This window comes from Acinetobacter sp. LF10 (assembly GCF_048585715.1).
In the GTDB taxonomy this organism is placed as follows: domain Bacteria; phylum Pseudomonadota; class Gammaproteobacteria; order Pseudomonadales; family Moraxellaceae; genus Acinetobacter.
This window is the reverse complement of sequence record NZ_CP184160.1, coordinates 1,939,730-1,954,888: the sequence shown is the minus strand read 5'-3', so window position 1 is coordinate 1,954,888 and position 15,159 is coordinate 1,939,730. Positions and strand designations below refer to the sequence as shown.

General features: G+C 36.9%; 19 protein-coding genes. 11 read left to right on the top strand and 8 right to left on the bottom strand.

The window, feature by feature from the left end; genetic code table 11:
- Positions 1–61: 61 nt before the first annotated feature.
- Entirely contained in the window at positions 62–1,315 is a 1,254-nt protein-coding gene (locus ACN19N_RS09480; RefSeq protein ID WP_269238130.1) for a serine hydrolase domain-containing protein, read from the top strand.
- A 37-nt stretch (positions 1,316–1,352) separates the two neighbouring features.
- A complete protein-coding gene (locus ACN19N_RS09475) occupies positions 1,353–1,889 on the top strand; it encodes an SMI1/KNR4 family protein (RefSeq protein ID WP_269238129.1) in 537 nt (178 codons plus the stop codon).
- Here the strand turns inward: ACN19N_RS09475 and ACN19N_RS09470 are convergent.
- Both ACN19N_RS09470 and ACN19N_RS09465 read right to left on the bottom strand, forming a co-directional pair.
- Positions 1,862–2,371: a GNAT family N-acetyltransferase gene (locus ACN19N_RS09470; RefSeq protein ID WP_269238128.1), complete on the bottom strand. Its 510-nt coding sequence runs from the start codon at positions 2,369–2,371 to the stop codon at positions 1,862–1,864. The two genes, ACN19N_RS09475 and ACN19N_RS09470, sit on opposite strands and share 28 nt — an antisense overlap.
- Positions 2,372–2,480: 109 nt before the next feature.
- The gene (locus ACN19N_RS09465; RefSeq protein ID WP_420001204.1) at positions 2,481–3,071 is read right to left on the bottom strand and encodes a TetR family transcriptional regulator; all 591 of its coding nucleotides are present in this window, start codon (positions 3,069–3,071) and stop codon (positions 2,481–2,483) included.
- A gap of 125 nt (positions 3,072–3,196) precedes the next feature.
- On the opposite strand from ACN19N_RS09465, the gene ACN19N_RS09460 reads away from it, so the two are divergent.
- Together ACN19N_RS09460 and ACN19N_RS09455 are read left to right on the top strand one after the other, a co-directional pair.
- Positions 3,197–4,687: an MFS transporter gene (locus ACN19N_RS09460; protein WP_420001203.1), complete on the top strand. Its 1,491-nt coding sequence runs from the start codon at positions 3,197–3,199 to the stop codon at positions 4,685–4,687.
- 198 nt (positions 4,688–4,885) lie between these two features.
- A complete protein-coding gene (locus tag ACN19N_RS09455) occupies positions 4,886–5,263 on the top strand; it encodes a hypothetical protein (RefSeq protein ID WP_420001202.1) in 378 nt (125 codons plus the stop codon).
- Between the two features lie 79 nt (positions 5,264–5,342).
- Here the strand turns inward: ACN19N_RS09455 and ACN19N_RS09450 are convergent, their stop codons facing one another.
- Both ACN19N_RS09450 and ACN19N_RS09445 read right to left on the bottom strand, forming a co-directional pair.
- Positions 5,343–5,936, bottom strand: coding sequence for a Maf family protein (locus ACN19N_RS09450; RefSeq protein ID WP_420001201.1), 594 nt, complete (start codon positions 5,934–5,936; stop codon positions 5,343–5,345).
- The gene (locus ACN19N_RS09445; RefSeq protein ID WP_004680899.1) at positions 5,936–6,319 is read right to left on the bottom strand and encodes a DUF2237 family protein; all 384 of its coding nucleotides are present in this window, start codon (positions 6,317–6,319) and stop codon (positions 5,936–5,938) included. The genes ACN19N_RS09450 and ACN19N_RS09445 overlap by 1 nt, the downstream gene beginning before the upstream one ends.
- A gap of 139 nt (positions 6,320–6,458) precedes the next feature.
- Between ACN19N_RS09445 and ACN19N_RS09440 the strand changes: the two genes are divergently transcribed.
- Positions 6,459–7,646, top strand: coding sequence for a phosphoglycerate kinase (locus ACN19N_RS09440; RefSeq protein ID WP_420001200.1), 1,188 nt, complete (start codon positions 6,459–6,461; stop codon positions 7,644–7,646).
- 138 nt (positions 7,647–7,784) lie between these two features.
- The gene (locus tag ACN19N_RS09435; protein WP_269238122.1) at positions 7,785–8,027 is read left to right on the top strand and encodes a hypothetical protein; all 243 of its coding nucleotides are present in this window, start codon (positions 7,785–7,787) and stop codon (positions 8,025–8,027) included.
- Positions 8,028–8,076: 49 nt separating this feature from the next.
- On the opposite strand, the gene ACN19N_RS09430 is transcribed toward ACN19N_RS09435, so the two are convergent.
- The gene (locus ACN19N_RS09430; protein WP_269230147.1) at positions 8,077–8,460 is read right to left on the bottom strand and encodes a hypothetical protein; all 384 of its coding nucleotides are present in this window, start codon (positions 8,458–8,460) and stop codon (positions 8,077–8,079) included.
- A gap of 195 nt (positions 8,461–8,655) precedes the next feature.
- Between ACN19N_RS09430 and ACN19N_RS09425 the strand changes: the two genes are divergently transcribed.
- From ACN19N_RS09425 to gspM, 5 genes are read left to right on the top strand one after another with little or no spacing between them, the layout of a single operon-like run.
- Positions 8,656–9,234: a nitroreductase family protein gene (locus ACN19N_RS09425; RefSeq protein ID WP_269238120.1), complete on the top strand. Its 579-nt coding sequence runs from the start codon at positions 8,656–8,658 to the stop codon at positions 9,232–9,234.
- Positions 9,235–9,281: 47 nt separating this feature from the next.
- Positions 9,282–10,355 carry an NAD(P)H-dependent glycerol-3-phosphate dehydrogenase gene (locus ACN19N_RS09420; RefSeq protein ID WP_004661512.1) on the top strand — a complete coding sequence of 358 codons (1,074 nt, stop codon included), beginning with the start codon at positions 9,282–9,284 and terminating at the stop codon, positions 10,353–10,355.
- A 57-nt stretch (positions 10,356–10,412) separates the two neighbouring features.
- The gene (gene sixA, locus ACN19N_RS09415) at positions 10,413–10,868 is read left to right on the top strand and encodes a phosphohistidine phosphatase SixA (protein ID WP_336937175.1); all 456 of its coding nucleotides are present in this window, start codon (positions 10,413–10,415) and stop codon (positions 10,866–10,868) included.
- A gap of 38 nt (positions 10,869–10,906) precedes the next feature.
- Positions 10,907–12,046 (top strand): type II secretion system protein GspL, encoded by a 1,140-nt coding sequence (gspL, locus tag ACN19N_RS09410; protein WP_420001199.1) that lies wholly within the window; start codon positions 10,907–10,909, stop codon positions 12,044–12,046.
- A complete protein-coding gene (gene gspM / locus ACN19N_RS09405; protein WP_004661518.1) occupies positions 12,046–12,525 on the top strand; it encodes a type II secretion system protein GspM in 480 nt (159 codons plus the stop codon). Before gspL ends, gspM begins: the two co-directional genes overlap by 1 nt.
- A gap of 46 nt (positions 12,526–12,571) precedes the next feature.
- On the opposite strand, the gene ACN19N_RS09400 is transcribed toward gspM, so the two are convergent.
- The 3 genes from ACN19N_RS09400 to ACN19N_RS09390 form a co-directional block, all read right to left on the bottom strand.
- Entirely contained in the window at positions 12,572–13,168 is a 597-nt protein-coding gene (locus ACN19N_RS09400; protein ID WP_269230153.1) for a sensor histidine kinase, read from the bottom strand.
- 682 nt (positions 13,169–13,850) lie between these two features.
- Positions 13,851–14,552, bottom strand: a complete 702-nt coding sequence (locus ACN19N_RS09395) for a response regulator (protein ID WP_269230154.1) — start codon at positions 14,550–14,552, stop codon at positions 13,851–13,853.
- Between the two features lie 211 nt (positions 14,553–14,763).
- Positions 14,764–15,147: a hypothetical protein gene (locus tag ACN19N_RS09390; protein WP_254730747.1), complete on the bottom strand. Its 384-nt coding sequence runs from the start codon at positions 15,145–15,147 to the stop codon at positions 14,764–14,766.
- Positions 15,148–15,159: the final 12 nt, after the last annotated feature.

Below are 15,159 nucleotides of genomic sequence, written 5' to 3'. Positions count from 1 at the left end.
CAGCCCTTTTGTTCGCAAGAGGGTTATTCTAAAAAATATAAATATCATAAGGATGTGTGCATTGATTAAAGAGATTTTATTTGCCGATACGCATAATTATCATGGCAAGGTTGATGAGCGTTTTATTGACTTAGCAACCCAATTCAGCCGTTTGCAAGATGCACGAAGCCATCAGGGTGGTGCTGCGTTGGTGGTTTATTTCAAAGGTCAGAAAGTTGTCGATATTTTTACAGGTAAAAAATCTCAAGAACAAGATTGGCAATCTGATACTTTGGCAATGTGCTATTCCACAGGCAAAGGAATTTTAGCAACGCTTGCACATATTTTAGTGAGCGAAGGCTTACTGGATTATGATCAGCCTATTGCACATTATTGGCCTGAGTTTGCCCAAAATGGTAAAGCCAATATGACATTGCGTCATGTTTTATCGCATCAAAGTGGTTTATTCGATATCCGCAATACGATTGAGACAGCAACAGAAATGTTGGATTGGTCGCATATGTTAGAAGTAATGGCGGCTGCTACACCACGTTTTGCAGCAGGACAAAGCTTTGCTTATCAACCGTTGACTTATGGTTGGCTCGTGGGTGGGCTTATTGAAAAAGCAGCAAAACAGCCTTTAAGTTGGTTAATGCAGCGTTATCTGGTGCAACCACTTGAATTGGATGGTGCATATTTTGGGACACCAACTTCTGAATTGCAGCGAGTAGCACGGTTACTTGAAAAACCTAAAAAGCCATCTACACCTAAGCCACAAGTTAAAAAAACAGATCAACCACGTGCAGCCTCATTGTCAGAAAAATTCTTAGAACTTTCAGGACAAAGCCCTCAAGATTTCCAAGATGCCATGATTCCAAAAGGCATGCGTAATTTTAGCTTCTATAGTGATGCTGGTTTACAAGCTGTTATTCCAGCGGCAAATGGAGTCTTTACCGCAGATAGTTTGGCAAAAGTCTATGCGATGCTTGCAAATCAAGGGCAGTGGAATGGTCAACAATTGATTCGTCCTGAAGTGTTTAAGCAGTTAAGCACCGTACAATCTAAAGCACGTGATCGAGTGATGCCAATTCCAATGCATTGGCGTTTGGGTTATCACCGTATTTTGACGATGGGCAAACGTGCGCCACATGGTTTTGGACATGTTGGTTTTAATGGCTCAGGGGCATGGTGTGATCCAGATCGTGAACTGAGTTTTGCTTATACGCATAATTTTAATATTACCTCTGCAACGGGTGATTATCGTTTGTGGGGTTTAAGCCAAGAGACCTTGCGTTGTGCAGATGCTATTTTAAATGGAAAGAAAGGGTGGTTTTAATTTAAGATAAATCAGTGAAATATAATTAGGTACTTAGATGAGTAAATTTGTTGATGCTTGCATTCAGTTAAAAGTGTTATTGAATGCTAGTCAGGGCAAACCCATAGAATTTCCATCAGGAGTAGTTTATGAGTTTCATCTAATCAAATTATATACTCTTCAAGAAATCACCTCTTTTGAATTAAAATTTAATCTCATACTTCCTGATAGTTTTAAGTATTTTTTATCAGAGGTTGGGGCTTCTCAGCTTTATGTTGATAATTTTGGTTTGGGTTTTGATTTTATACCTTTGGATGAAATATATAATTTTTCCTCTGACGTTTTTTTAGAGATGGAAAATCCATTTCCTCAATTATTTTTGTTCGCTTCAAATACTGGTAGAGGGGATGTTATAGGTTTTGATTTAAGAGAAGCAATATCGGATAAAATGTCTATATTTTCCCATGAAGATGATCCTGAAACTTGGTTGGATGATACAGAACATTGGTCTACTTTTGAAAATTGGCTAATTCAGCTAGTATCTTCTGAAGCTGAGATTGACTTAATTTACCCTATATCAAACGGTGGAATATGATAAATCACCGACTCATATTTTCTTTCCGTCTTGTATCCAGCAATAGTTCCACCTAAAAACTCTGCTAGTTTTCGACTAGGTTGATTTTCGACTGCAACTGGATATAAAAAATATTGAACTGGATGGCTAGAAGCCCAACGAAATACTTCATAAATTGCTTCTTTGGCAAAACCTTGATTGTGGCAATCTTCACGAATCCATAAGCCAAATTCTGGTGTCGAAGTGTGTAAATGATGAACACCAATCAAGCCCATAAAAAGATGGGTTTCTTTATCACGTAAAACAAAATGACGGTCGGTATACTTTGTTTCAGCAATGAGCCATTTTTGACCGATTTGCTCCAACTCTTTAAAGCTTTGTGCAGGTTCCCAAATCATATAACGGGTTAAAGTTGTTGTTACGTAAGGATAGATGTCGGCAAGATCATCCATTTGAAATAGAAACAAATCGAGTCTTGGACTTTGTAAAAATGGTATAGTCAAATCATTATAAAACTAATACAACTCAGTCGATGAGTTATTTCGAGTTTTTTTCGAATCATGTATGGATAATAAAGTGGTTTGACTATACTTTCATTTTTATTTCACTTATTTAGGTTTTGTTTTCGAATAGTTCTGCTTGAATAATCGCGTCAGTATGTCTTTTAAAATCTACCTCATTTAAACCCGTCAAACCTAACTTATAAATACCCTCTAGACCACAGACAAAAGCAATCAATCGCCAAGCAATATCATGACTATTCGTGTCAAATTGAAATTCCCCTTGAGCTTGACCTTCATCAATCATGCGTACAATCGAAAGATGCCAATCTTGCATTGCAATATTATAGGCAAATTTAATTTCTTGATCCTGATCAATTAAAACTTCAGCTTCATTCCACAGTCGTAAGTAGGGTTGAATTTGTTCAATATTTTCACATCCAAGTAGAAGTGAAAGACGTTGTAAATAATTTGTTGTATTCACTTGGCTTTCAATCTCATCAAGTTGCTGCATAAGCTTAATAAATGCTTCTGCTTTTAAATGCGAGTTAGAAGCAAAATGATGATGGACTTGTCCTGTGGAGGTTTGAGCTTCAGTTGCAATACGGCGAACGGTCATTGCAGAGAAACCTTCGTTCAAGGCAACCTGCATGGCTGCTTGTAGAATCATTTCACGACGTTGTTCTTTATTTAAATAAGCCATACTTTCAGCGCCTTAGGCGATAGTCACAAACACGAACAAAATAACGTATATTTTGAAATTGGACAAGTGTCCAATTTTGGCTATAATAATGCTAATTTGAACGCGTGTCCAATTTAGAGAAATTTATGTCTAGCAAGTGGTTAATTCTTGCAATCGTTGTATTGATCTACCTCCCTGTATCAATTGATGCAACTGTCCTCCATGTCGCAACACCGACGTTGAGTGAGTCACTTTCATTATCGGCAAATGAGTTGCTGTGGATTATTGATATTTATTCTTTGGTCATGGCAGGTCTTATTTTGCCGATGGGGGCATTGGGAGATCGTATTGGCTTTAAAAAGCTCATGGTGATTGGTGGGATTTTATTTGGTCTAGCATCATTGGCCGCTGCCTTTTCTTTTACCGCATATGCACTGATTGGTTCTCGTGCTTTATTGGCTGTTGGTGCAGCCATGATTTTGCCTGCCACTTTATCTGCGGTTCGTAATACTTTTCTTGATGAAAAACAACGTAATTTTGCTCTAGGCATTTGGGCTACAGTTGGCGGCGGTGGTGCTGCATTTGGTCCATTATTGGGTGGTTTTCTATTGGAGCATTTTCATTGGGGTTCAGTCTTCTTGATTAATGTTCCGATTATGCTTGCTGTCATTATTTTTACTATATTTGTCATTCCGAAACAGGCAGGGCAACCGAAGCAGAATCTTAACTTGTTACAAGCTATTGTATTGGTGGTTGCCATCCTAAGTATGATCTATGCGATCAAGACTGTGATGCACGGCTTTAGCATCTGGTCAGTTTTGATCTTTGCAGTGGGTTTTAGTTTATTAATTGGCTTTATTCGTACACAGCTCATATCAACCTCTCCAATGATTGATATTCAATTATTCAAACATCCCGTGATTGCGACAGGTGTAGTGATGGCGATTGTATCAATGATGGCTTTGGTTGGCTTTGAATTGCTGATTTCTCAGGAACTGCAATTCGTTTATCAGCTTTCACCGTTGGCAGCAGGGGCATTTATTCTACCCTTTATGATTGCGATCAGTTTAGGAGGCCCAGTCGCTAGTATGTTGGTCAACCGTTTCGGTCTGCGCTCAGTTGCATCGCTTGGTATGTTGATGAGTGCTTTAAGTTTATGGGGCTTGGCAAATACCGACTTTATACAGGCGAAGATACAGGTCTGGAGTTGGATGGTGGTATTGGGTCTGAATGTTGAAATTGCATTATTGGCTTCAACTTCTGCAATTATGTCCTCAGTTCCACCAAGTAAAGCCACAGCAGCAGGGGCAATTGAAGGGATGGCTTATGAACTGGGGGCGGGTCTGGGAATTGCCTTTTTCGGTTTGATGTTGTCATGGTTTTATGCAAACTCGATTGTGGTGCCAACCGATGTGCCACATAACATCATTGAACAGGTAAGCAGTTCGATTGGTGAGGCGGTTCAAGCTGCCAAGCAATTACAGCCAGTGATTGCTGAGCATGTGATTGAAGCTGCAAAACAGGCTTTTAGCCAATCGCATCGTTCAGTGCTGAACGTGGCTGCGCTCTTGTTCTTGATCTTGTCGATTTTTATTTGGTTTGCATTGTCGAAAAGAGTTTCTTCAGTTGAAGAATAGTTGGTTTACCCTTATCCAAATTGGGTTTGGGTAAGGGTGTGGCTAAAATAAGCGGTTAGTATTAAAATTTGATAGCGTTAAAGCAAAATCGCATATTAATAATTTGTTATGCTGTAATAAAGGTTCATAAATGTAGTTTTCAGTGCTAATAATGAAATGCTATACTAATTTTTCATATATTTTGCAATAACTTATAAAATGAAAAAGATTTCGCTATTTCTTGCATTAATCGCTTTGATGGGATCAACCTCAACACAGGCTTATGAAGCAGAGCCAACAAAAAAAGATATGAAGGAATTTTATGCTTTATTAAAAATTATTTATAGCGATATGCCTGCATTAATGAATGGATTTGAAGTTTTAATAGATAATGATTTTGATTTGAATAAAATAAAAGATAAAAAAACTGTTTGTGATGCGGTACAGGCAGCGGAAAGGATTACTTATATAGCTAATCAATCTAAAGTTCATCCATATTTTCAGAAATCAATCGAACAATTAAAAGAAACAATGCCTGAAGAGAATGCAAAGGTTATTAAACAAGGCCTTCAGGATAGTGGCTATACGTGTTTATAGTGAAAAAAGGGATCAGAGCTGTATCTAACTTAATTGATCTGAAAAAACACCTTGTCTCAATAAGCTTAGATAAGGTTTTCTAAGGAACCTTAAGCTCGAAAGCACGTAAGATCTTGCATAACTGAATCATGGGTAGACCCATCAACGTAGTTTGATCGTCACCAACCATTTTCTCAAATAAGCTAATCCCTAAGCTTTCACATTTAAAACTACCCGCACAATGCAAGGGCTGATCTATTTCAATATAACGCTCAATTTCAGCCAGCGTCAGTTGACGAAATTTCACTTGGTAATGCTCAACCAGTGTTATTTCAAACCCTGATTGCAAGTGCTGAACACTGAGAGCGGTGCTAAAAAATACGATTTTCCCTGAGTTTTCTTGTAATTGTTGAATGGCATTTTCAACACTTAAAGGCTTACCAATAAAATCATATGGTGCGTGTTCACGCCAAGCGACTTGATCAGAACCAATCACAATCGCATTTGGATGTTGTTGTGCAATAACTTGCGCTTTCTGAAAAGCGAGACGTTTAGCTAAATCATCGGCATGCAATTCACCCATTGCAGATTCATCAATATCGGGTGAAATGCAATGATAATCGAGCCTTAAACGATCCATCAAGTCTTTACGGGTTTGGCTGCTCGATGCCAAAATCAATTCAAACTGATTCATTAGACCGCATATTCCACGAGAATATTCAGTGGTACATAATGTAAAACAGCATTATGACAAGCATTCAATTTAATTGGTGGGGCATGACCTGCTTCGTATGCTTCAACCCAACGTGTAACGCAAATACACCAAAAATCACCTGGTTTTAATCCTGGGAAACCCACTTCTGGTAAAGGCGTAATTAAATCATTCCCAACTTTTTGTGAGAAATTTAAGAAATCTGAAGTCATTTGCGCGCACATGGTGTGCTGACCTAAGTCCGTGACCGCCGTATGGCAAAAACCATTACGAAAATAGCCCGTGATCGGGTCAAAGCAACAACTAGATAAAGGTTCGCCAAGAACATTTAAACGATTAATTTTTGGATCAGGATGAATAGACATAAGAATACAAAGATTTAATGACGATGATTATGATAATCAAAAGTGAAATTTTAGACAGCTTTTCTGCAAAAAAACTCACCTTTATTTCAGAGAATCATTTAAAATTGTGCCGTTTTTAAAATCAACTAGAGAGCCATCCATGAATTTTCAGCGCATGACTGACCTTGATTTAGCAGGTAAACGTGTTCTTATTCGTGAAGACTTAAACGTTCCTGTAAAAAATGGGAAAATTACCAGCGATGCACGTTTACGTGCTGCATTACCAACAATCAAAGCTGCGTTAGATAAAGGCGCTGCGGTAATGGTATTTTCTCATCTTGGTCGTCCTGTAGAGGGTGAGCCAAAGCCAGAGCAATCACTTGCACCAGTTGCAGCTTATTTAAGCACTGCTTTGGGTCAGGATGTTAAATTATTTACTGATTATTTAGATGGTGTTGAGGTTGAAGCGGGTCAAGTGGTATTACTTGAAAATGTACGTTTCAATCATGGTGAAAAGAAAAACAAAGAAGAGCTTGCGCAAAAATATGCAGCACTTTGTGATGTATTTGTTATGGATGCATTTGGTACTGCTCATCGTGCAGAAGCGTCAACAGAAGGCGTAGCACGTTTTGCAAAAGTTGCTGCTGCTGGTCCGTTATTAGCCGCTGAATTAGATGCGCTAGGTCGAGCAATGCAAACACCTGAAAAACCAATGGTAGCAATTGTTGCAGGTTCTAAAGTATCAACAAAACTCGATGTATTAAATTCACTTTCTAGCATTTGTGATCAATTGATTGTGGGTGGTGGTATTGCTAATACATTCCTTGCCGCTGCTGGTTTCAATGTTGGTAAATCTCTCTACGAAGCTGATTTAATTGACACTGCAAAACAAATTGCTGCAAAAGTAAGTGTTCCATTACCAACTGATGTCGTTGTTGCTGATGCAACTCAAATCGACTTCAGTGACTTCTTGGGTTCTTTAGCAAATGCTCAGGCAGTTGTTAAGAAAGTAGAAGATGTTGCAGATACTGACATGATTTTAGATGTTGGTCCTGAAACGGCACAAGCTTTTGCAGAAATCTTAAAAACATCAAAAACGATTCTTTGGAATGGTCCAGTAGGCGTATTTGAAGTTGATCAATTTGGTGAAGGGACGAAAGCACTTTCATTGGCAATTGCTGAGTCAGCTGGTTTCTCAATTGCAGGAGGTGGTGATACTCTCGCAGCAATTGATAAATATGAAGTTGCAGATCAAATCGGTTATATTTCAACGGGTGGTGGTGCATTCTTAGAATTTGTAGAAGGCAAAACATTACCTGCGGTCGCTGTACTGCTTGAGCGTGCTTAATAAAGATTTACCCTTTGATATATAACGAAAGATAAAAAAGGAGTCGATGCAAATCGGCTCTTTTATTTTGTCATCAAATTGTCATATATTTGCAATATGATTGTCATCAACTTAACCAAGTAACTGTGGAAAGCCGTGATGAAAATGAAATTAACCCTTGCCGCTTTAATTATTGCTCCAATCATGTTAACTGCATGTGGAAAGAAAGAAGAAGCAAAAAATGTTGAACAGCAAGAACAAGTAGCTTCAGAAGTATCAGCACCGACTACTCCAGAGCAACAAGCTGCCATTGATGCCATTGATAAGCCAGAATTACAAGATAAGAAAAATGCTGAAGCAGTAAACTCAGCTTCGGAAGAGGCGGCGAGCGAAGCTCAGTAAGCTCCTCCACAATGAGAAAAGCCGATGTGATCACATCGGCTTTTTTTATTTAAGCATTAGGTTTGCAGTAGAAGGTCAATGTCGTTTGGTAATCATCATCTTTGGCTAGAGAAGCATTTTTCCCAGTAAGTGTGCCGATTACACCCGCAGCAGCTTCAACCAATTTGCCTGTTTGTTCATCGACTACACCTTTTAAAACGCCTTGATATGCAGTTTTCTCATCAACCACGACTGGTGATGTATTTCGGGTACAAGTTTTTTGAGCGGCACTAATGGCATTATTCTTAGCGATCAAATTGGTTTTACCAATTCCCGTCACTTCATATTGATTATTTTCTTTTTGGATCGCTAAGGTGTTGGTTGGAGTTGATGCACATGCGGTGAGCCCAAGTACCAATCCGCCTAATAAACTCATGATTAACGTTTTTTTCATTGCTTGTTCTCAAGTAGTTATCTAATTGGATTATTTGAACATATTATTTTAAATTGCTTTTGCAGGTTATGTACAGTTTGTAGTAGCGCTCTGTTAAATTTCTCAAATTGATGATTAAGCAAGGATTAAACGTGGTGGAAATTGGCTAGATTATGCTAATCTAAACAAATCCTTGTGTTAGTTAGATTCATGTCAATGACGGACTCAAATATAGAGACAATTCATCAAAATATTCATCAACGTCAATCTGTTGGTCAGCTTGTTGAACCAGCGCCAAATTTACAACAACTCGAAAAAGCAGTACAAGCTGCGTTGACTGCACCTGATCATCATCGTTTAAAACCAACACGTTTTGTGGTTGTAACACCTGAGCAACGAGCGGCTTTTGGTGAGTTTTTAGCAAATGCTTTAGCTGATATGGGCGAAAATGATCCTGCACAATTAGAAAGAGTGAAGCACCATCCATTTCGCGCGCCTTTACTTGTTTTAGCCTTAACCACGATCCAAGATCACCCAAAGGTTCCGCACTTCGAACAAATTTTAAGTACGGGTGCTGCTGTTCAAAACTTCTTACTCTCATTACAAGCACAAGGTTTTGCGAGTATGTGGCGTTCTGGTGCAGTTGTAGAATCCAATTGGCTTAAGCAACAATTTGGCTTAAAAGAGCAAGATTTGATTTCTGGTATTATTTATATTGGAACAGCCGCTAAAACGATTGCACCTCGTGCAGAAATAGAGAGTCAAGATTTTTTAAAAGTATGGCAACAAGTTTAATCTTATTGATGAATGATTAAAGAAAGAAATTGGTTTCAGGAAAAAAAATGACAGAGTTAAAATTTAGTGATTTAGTTGAGCCTGTAGCAGTAGATCAAAAAACAGCATTAAGAATTACTGTATTAGGTGGTGGAAGTTTTGGTACAGCAATGGCAAATTTAGCTGTACGCAATGGTTGCGATACCATGATTTGGATTCGTGATGCGGCTGTAGCAGAAGAAATTAATCAAACACATATTAATAAACGTTATTTACCTGATTATCCATTAGAGCCAGCTTTGCGCGCTGTTGCTGATTTAGAATTAGCAGTAAGAGATCGAGATATTATTTTAGTCGCAATTCCTAGTCACTCATTTCGTGATGTTTTAAAACAAATTGCGCCGTTTATTACAGCCCAAGCAGTAGTTTCATTAACCAAAGGTATTGAAGCAAAAACCTTTAGTTTCATGAGTGAGATTATTCGCGCAGAATTACCAGAAGTTCCTTACGGCGTTTTATCAGGGCCTAATTTAGCCAAAGAAATTATGGCAGGTATGCCATCAGGAACAGTGATTGCAAGTGAATCGGAATTGGTACGTTATGCGGTACAACATGCTTTGCATAGTGCGTTATTCCGTGTGTTTGGTAGCGATGACGTACACGGTGTAGAACTGGGTGGAGCATTAAAAAATATTTATGCAGTTGCTATGGGGATGGGTGCTGCTTATAACATCGGTGAAAATACCAAAAGTATGATTTTAACCCGTGCTTTGGCGGAAATGAGTCGTTTTGCAGTCAAGCAGGGTGCAAATCCTTTAACTTTTTTAGGGCTTTCTGGTGTAGGTGATTTATTTGCAACTTGTAATAGTCCATTAAGTCGTAACTATCAAATTGGTTTTGCGCTCGGTTCGGGTAAAACACTTGATCAAGCAACCAAAGAATTAGGTCAAACAGCCGAAGGGATTAATACCATTGTCCAAGTACGTGCTAAAGCACAAGAACTGGATGTTTACATGCCGATTACCAATGCTTTATATGAAGTTATCTTTGAAAACGCGCCACCAATGACGATCGCTTTATCATTAATGAAAAATGGTCATCGTAGTGATGTAGAATTTGTTTTACCACATCATGAAGTTTAATCAGAAAACTGTCATCAATCATTGTTAATATATAGGTATAAATAATAAGGTCGTTTTATGCAGTTAACTTTAGTACGTCACGGTGAAGCATCTCCAGCAATTAACGGTAATGATATGCAACGCCCATTAACAGTGCGTGGACATCAGCAAGCAGAGCAAACAGGACATTTTTTAAAAGATGTCATTCAGCCTGAAATTTTTATTGTTAGTCCGCTATTACGTGCCCAAGAAACTTTGGCACACATCAAAGCTCATTTTCACGGTATTCCTGTTTTAATTTGCGATAAAATTAAACCTGATGATGATGCTAAAGATGCAATTGAATGGTTATCTAAATTACCCTATGAATCTATTGCTGTGGTCTGTCATATGAATGTAGTTGCACATATCGCAGAGCAATTGACCCACGAGAATTTTAATCCGTTTGCATTAGCAGAAGCACGTATTTATGATCAAGCTGTGATTGCCAATGGTTTATCAACACAAAAGAATCGTTTTATACCAACACTATAATTTATATATCCGCGATAGGATAAGGGTACTGAACACCGATGCTGTATTTATGGATGCCCGAAACCAATGGAACATGGTATTGGTCGGCAGGGGAAAATTGGTTACAGGCAAATAGTCTTGAGCAGTTGATTCAGGACTTACAAGTGCATAATGGAAAAGAGGCAGTGGTCTATTTTCCAAGCCGTAATGCACAAATCTTGCAACAACCTATGACAAAAATGCACTACAAGCAGTTAGGGCAAGAAGGGCTTAAATACTTATTAGAAGAATATGTGACTTTGCCAATTGATCAAATGAAGGTGGTTCATCATTTTCAAAATGATCAGCTTAATGTGATGGGTGTGGCTCATTCCACAGTTGAGACATGGCAACACGCACTTAGTCTTTTGCCAATTCAAATTGCAGCGTTCCTACCTGATTTTTTAATCTTACCAACACCAGAAGAAAACCAAGTGGTGATTGCAAACCTGTATGATCACTTATTGGTAAGAGAATCGGAATGGTCTGGTAATTCAGTGGATGACTTGGGATTATTCCTTGAGTTTCAAACACCTGAAACGAACTATAAGCTGGCAAATCTTAATTCAACTGAATTAGCAACTGTTATGGCTGCTTTAAGCCATGATCAATACACTGAATTTAGTTACCAATGTCAGCCCTTGGCAAAAGCAAAACAGCATCCATTTAATGTTTTGCCAAAATCCAAGAATGCAGAAGTTCAGTGGTCAGGTTATTGGAAAGCTTCAGCATTGGTTTTGGTTGCCGTCATTTTTGTTCAATTGGGTTATGATGCTTTGCGTTGGTCTAAACTAAAAAAAGTGGCTGATCAGACATCGGCTCAGGCAATAGATCAATATAAATTCTGGTTTGGTGAAAATAGTCGCGTTACTGAGCAGAACATTAAAAGTCAGTTTGAAAGTCAATTACGTATGAGTCAGCTGGGTGATACACAAGCACTTTCGTTGTTGAGTAGAGTAGGACCGATTTTAATGCAGAAACAGATCATTGCTCAGCAAGTCAATTATGATGCTTCGACTTTAGCAATGTCATTAAAAGCTAAATCCGCAGATGACTTACAAGGATTAACTCAACAATTAAACCAACAAGGTTTCCAAGCTGAATTGGGTAACGTTCAAGCAGATTCGATTGGTGCGATTGGGGTGGTAAAAGTAAAATAATGAAAGCATTAACAGGTCTACAAAATAGTTTCGATCAAAAAATTGAAACCTTAAATCAATATTTACAGAGCTTATCTGTACGTGAACGCGTGATGGTAATTTTCACAACAGTTTTTTTAGTTGTTGTGATTATTGGTTTTGCATTATGGAAAATGCATGCATTGGCCGAGCAACAGCAAAAACGTTTAAATGAATTAAAAGATTTAACGGTTTGGATGCAAAGTAATGCAGCAACAATGAAACCTGCAAATGATCTGGAGCTATCAGCGGCAGATAAAATTCAACGTACGGCACAACAACAAGGCTTATCAGTTTCTTCACAGCAGAATGGTGAGCAAATTCAAATTGTCGCTGAACATCAAAATTATGCTGTTCTTGCAAACTTCTTAATGCAACTCTCTCAAATGGGGTTAAGCATCCAAAAAATGGATATGGTTTCAAATAACAACCAAATTAAGTTAACTGCAACCGTGCAATAAATATAAAGGAGCTTGTAGCTCCTTTATATTTATCAATTCATCATAATTAACTCTGAATGACTCGAATGATGGTCTGACCACGTTTGGACTGAACATCCATGACAGAGTGAATTTTCTCAAGACGAATTTTCATGCTACGTAAACCAATATTGACATTTGCACTATTCACTTCATCGACATTAAAGCCGATACCATCATCTTCAATCTCTAAAATAATTTGTTTAAGGTCAGAAAAATACAAACGAACAATCACTTTTTGGGCGTAACTATGTTTGATGACGTTGGTAAGTGCTTCTTCTGTAATCCGCAATAATGTTAAACATTCCAATGCACTAGGTTGTGAATGCCAAACTTCTGCAAAATCCCAAACAGATTGAATACTTAACTCATTGAAAATTTGACTAAATCGATGTCTAACAGGTGCTCCCCATAAAATAGGTGTTTTCGGAACTTCACCTGAGATACTTGATCCACTATCGATGACTTCTCTGAGATCATCACGTAGCAGTTTCAGAATAGATAAAAACTGTTGGTTATCAAAATTTTCTTTGCTTTGGCTAATCACACCAATAGAACGAACTAAAGAGCTGCCTAAAATATCATGTAAATCATGAGAAAATTGTAGTCGCTCCTGACGTCTCATTCTCTCTAATTCTGTTTGATGAATATTTAAAATATCTTTGATATTACTGATAATTAATAATGTTGAAAAAATCAGCAGCCCAAATAAAAAGCACAATTGTATTTGAAACCAATCATGATCTGTGTGCACTGTTTGAAAAATAATTTTCTGATCGATGAGAGGGGCTATAAAAATTAAACCTGATGATAGAAAAATAATTTTGATCATTTTGTCTATCATACTATAGCTATTTACAGCGAAGATTTTTGGAAATTTTAATCCAACAATACACGCCGAAAAAAGGAAAGAAATAAGTAAAGTAAGTTCTAATTTTGAATTTAGATAAGCGAAATAAAATAATATAGGAATAAAAATACTAACCAGAATAAAAATCAGTTTGAAAGAAAAAGATTGATTGAATTTATATAAAACTGCTTGAGCAAATGAGAAAAAAACACCTAAATAAATTAAGCTGAAAAAGAAATACCAATGAGGTGTTTTTTGAACAGGAACTAAATGCAGAATTAATAAACTAGATCCTGTCATCATTAGAAAAATTGATAACCAAGAAATAGAAGGAGGTAAATATTTTTTTAAAGTTGTGGTTAGTAAAATAGCACCAAATGCCATGATGAAAATAGAAATTAATAGGTTAAATGAATTTTGAATAATCGACATTTATTTATAATTTCTTTCCCAATTTTCAGAATAAACCCAATGAATATGCAATTTTTATTGCTTTAGAACGACTATCTACCGCAAGCTTACTATATATATTGCGTAAATGAGCTTCTACGGTATAACGCGATAATCCTAATTCATTTGCGATATCTTGATTGTTAAATCCCTGAGTAACGTAATCTAGAATTTCTAATTCTCTTGCAGATAAATTTTCTGGTGAATTTTTAATCTTTTGTGGCTTTTTGACCATATTTGTTAAAATAATCTGAGCAAGAAAAGGGTCGATTGGAATACCACCTTGTAATATTTGTTTAATTGAAATAGTGACTTCATAATCATCACGTTCTTTCAATAGATAACCAGTTGCACCAGCTTGTATTGCTTTAAAAATTGCATCTCTGGTACTCCAAGCTGAAATAACAAGAATTGGAATGGTAGAATTTTTTTGTCTCAAACTACGAATTAATTTTGTACCATTGCCATCAGGCAAGCCTAAATCGACTAAGGCAAATGCAATATTATGTTGTTTTACCTCAAGCATAGATTGAGATAAGTTTTCAGAAAATATTAAATCGTTATTGCTATAGTTAAGGTCGATTAAAATTTTTTTTAATCTATTTTGAATTATATAGTCGTCATCAACAACCAGAACTGGTTTTGGTAAAGCAGAGCTAAGTAAATTTTGATCAAAAAAACTTAATCTATCTTTTATTTGTTCTATCATGATGATTATCAAATATACGTATATTTTTTATTATAATCATCGGTTCTGTATTTGCTATATTTTTTTAAATTAATTTAAATTGTTTATAAAATTTAAATTAATTTTTATAATATAATTAATAGTTGTTTGAATAAATCTTTATATGTTTGGTTAATATCAACAAGCTTAGAAATTACTAAGCTTGCTGTAAGCAAAAAATGACCATAGTTAATTAGCAACTACCAACCACTGTACCACTCCAAAGTGCTTGATCATTGACATACAACGTGATTTTAAGCCCTGTTGGAATTCCCCAAGTTGTGCAAACATCACCACATACGCGTAAATTTGCGTTTGCAGGGATGCCGATTGGAACATTTACACAAACATTTCCGAAAACAGGGAAGTCAAAACAAACATCGCCGTTTCGATAAGAAGCACCTACACAAGCACTTAGACTTAAAGCTTGTACATTGGTACTACTCAACTGATTTTGTACAGATTCAATTGTATTTGTTGTTTTTACACTAGATTGTAAAGCATTACTATTTTCACCATTAAAACCTACTTTTGTGTAGTCTGGAACGACTTGTGGATCACATTGACATCCGCTCATTATTTTACTTCC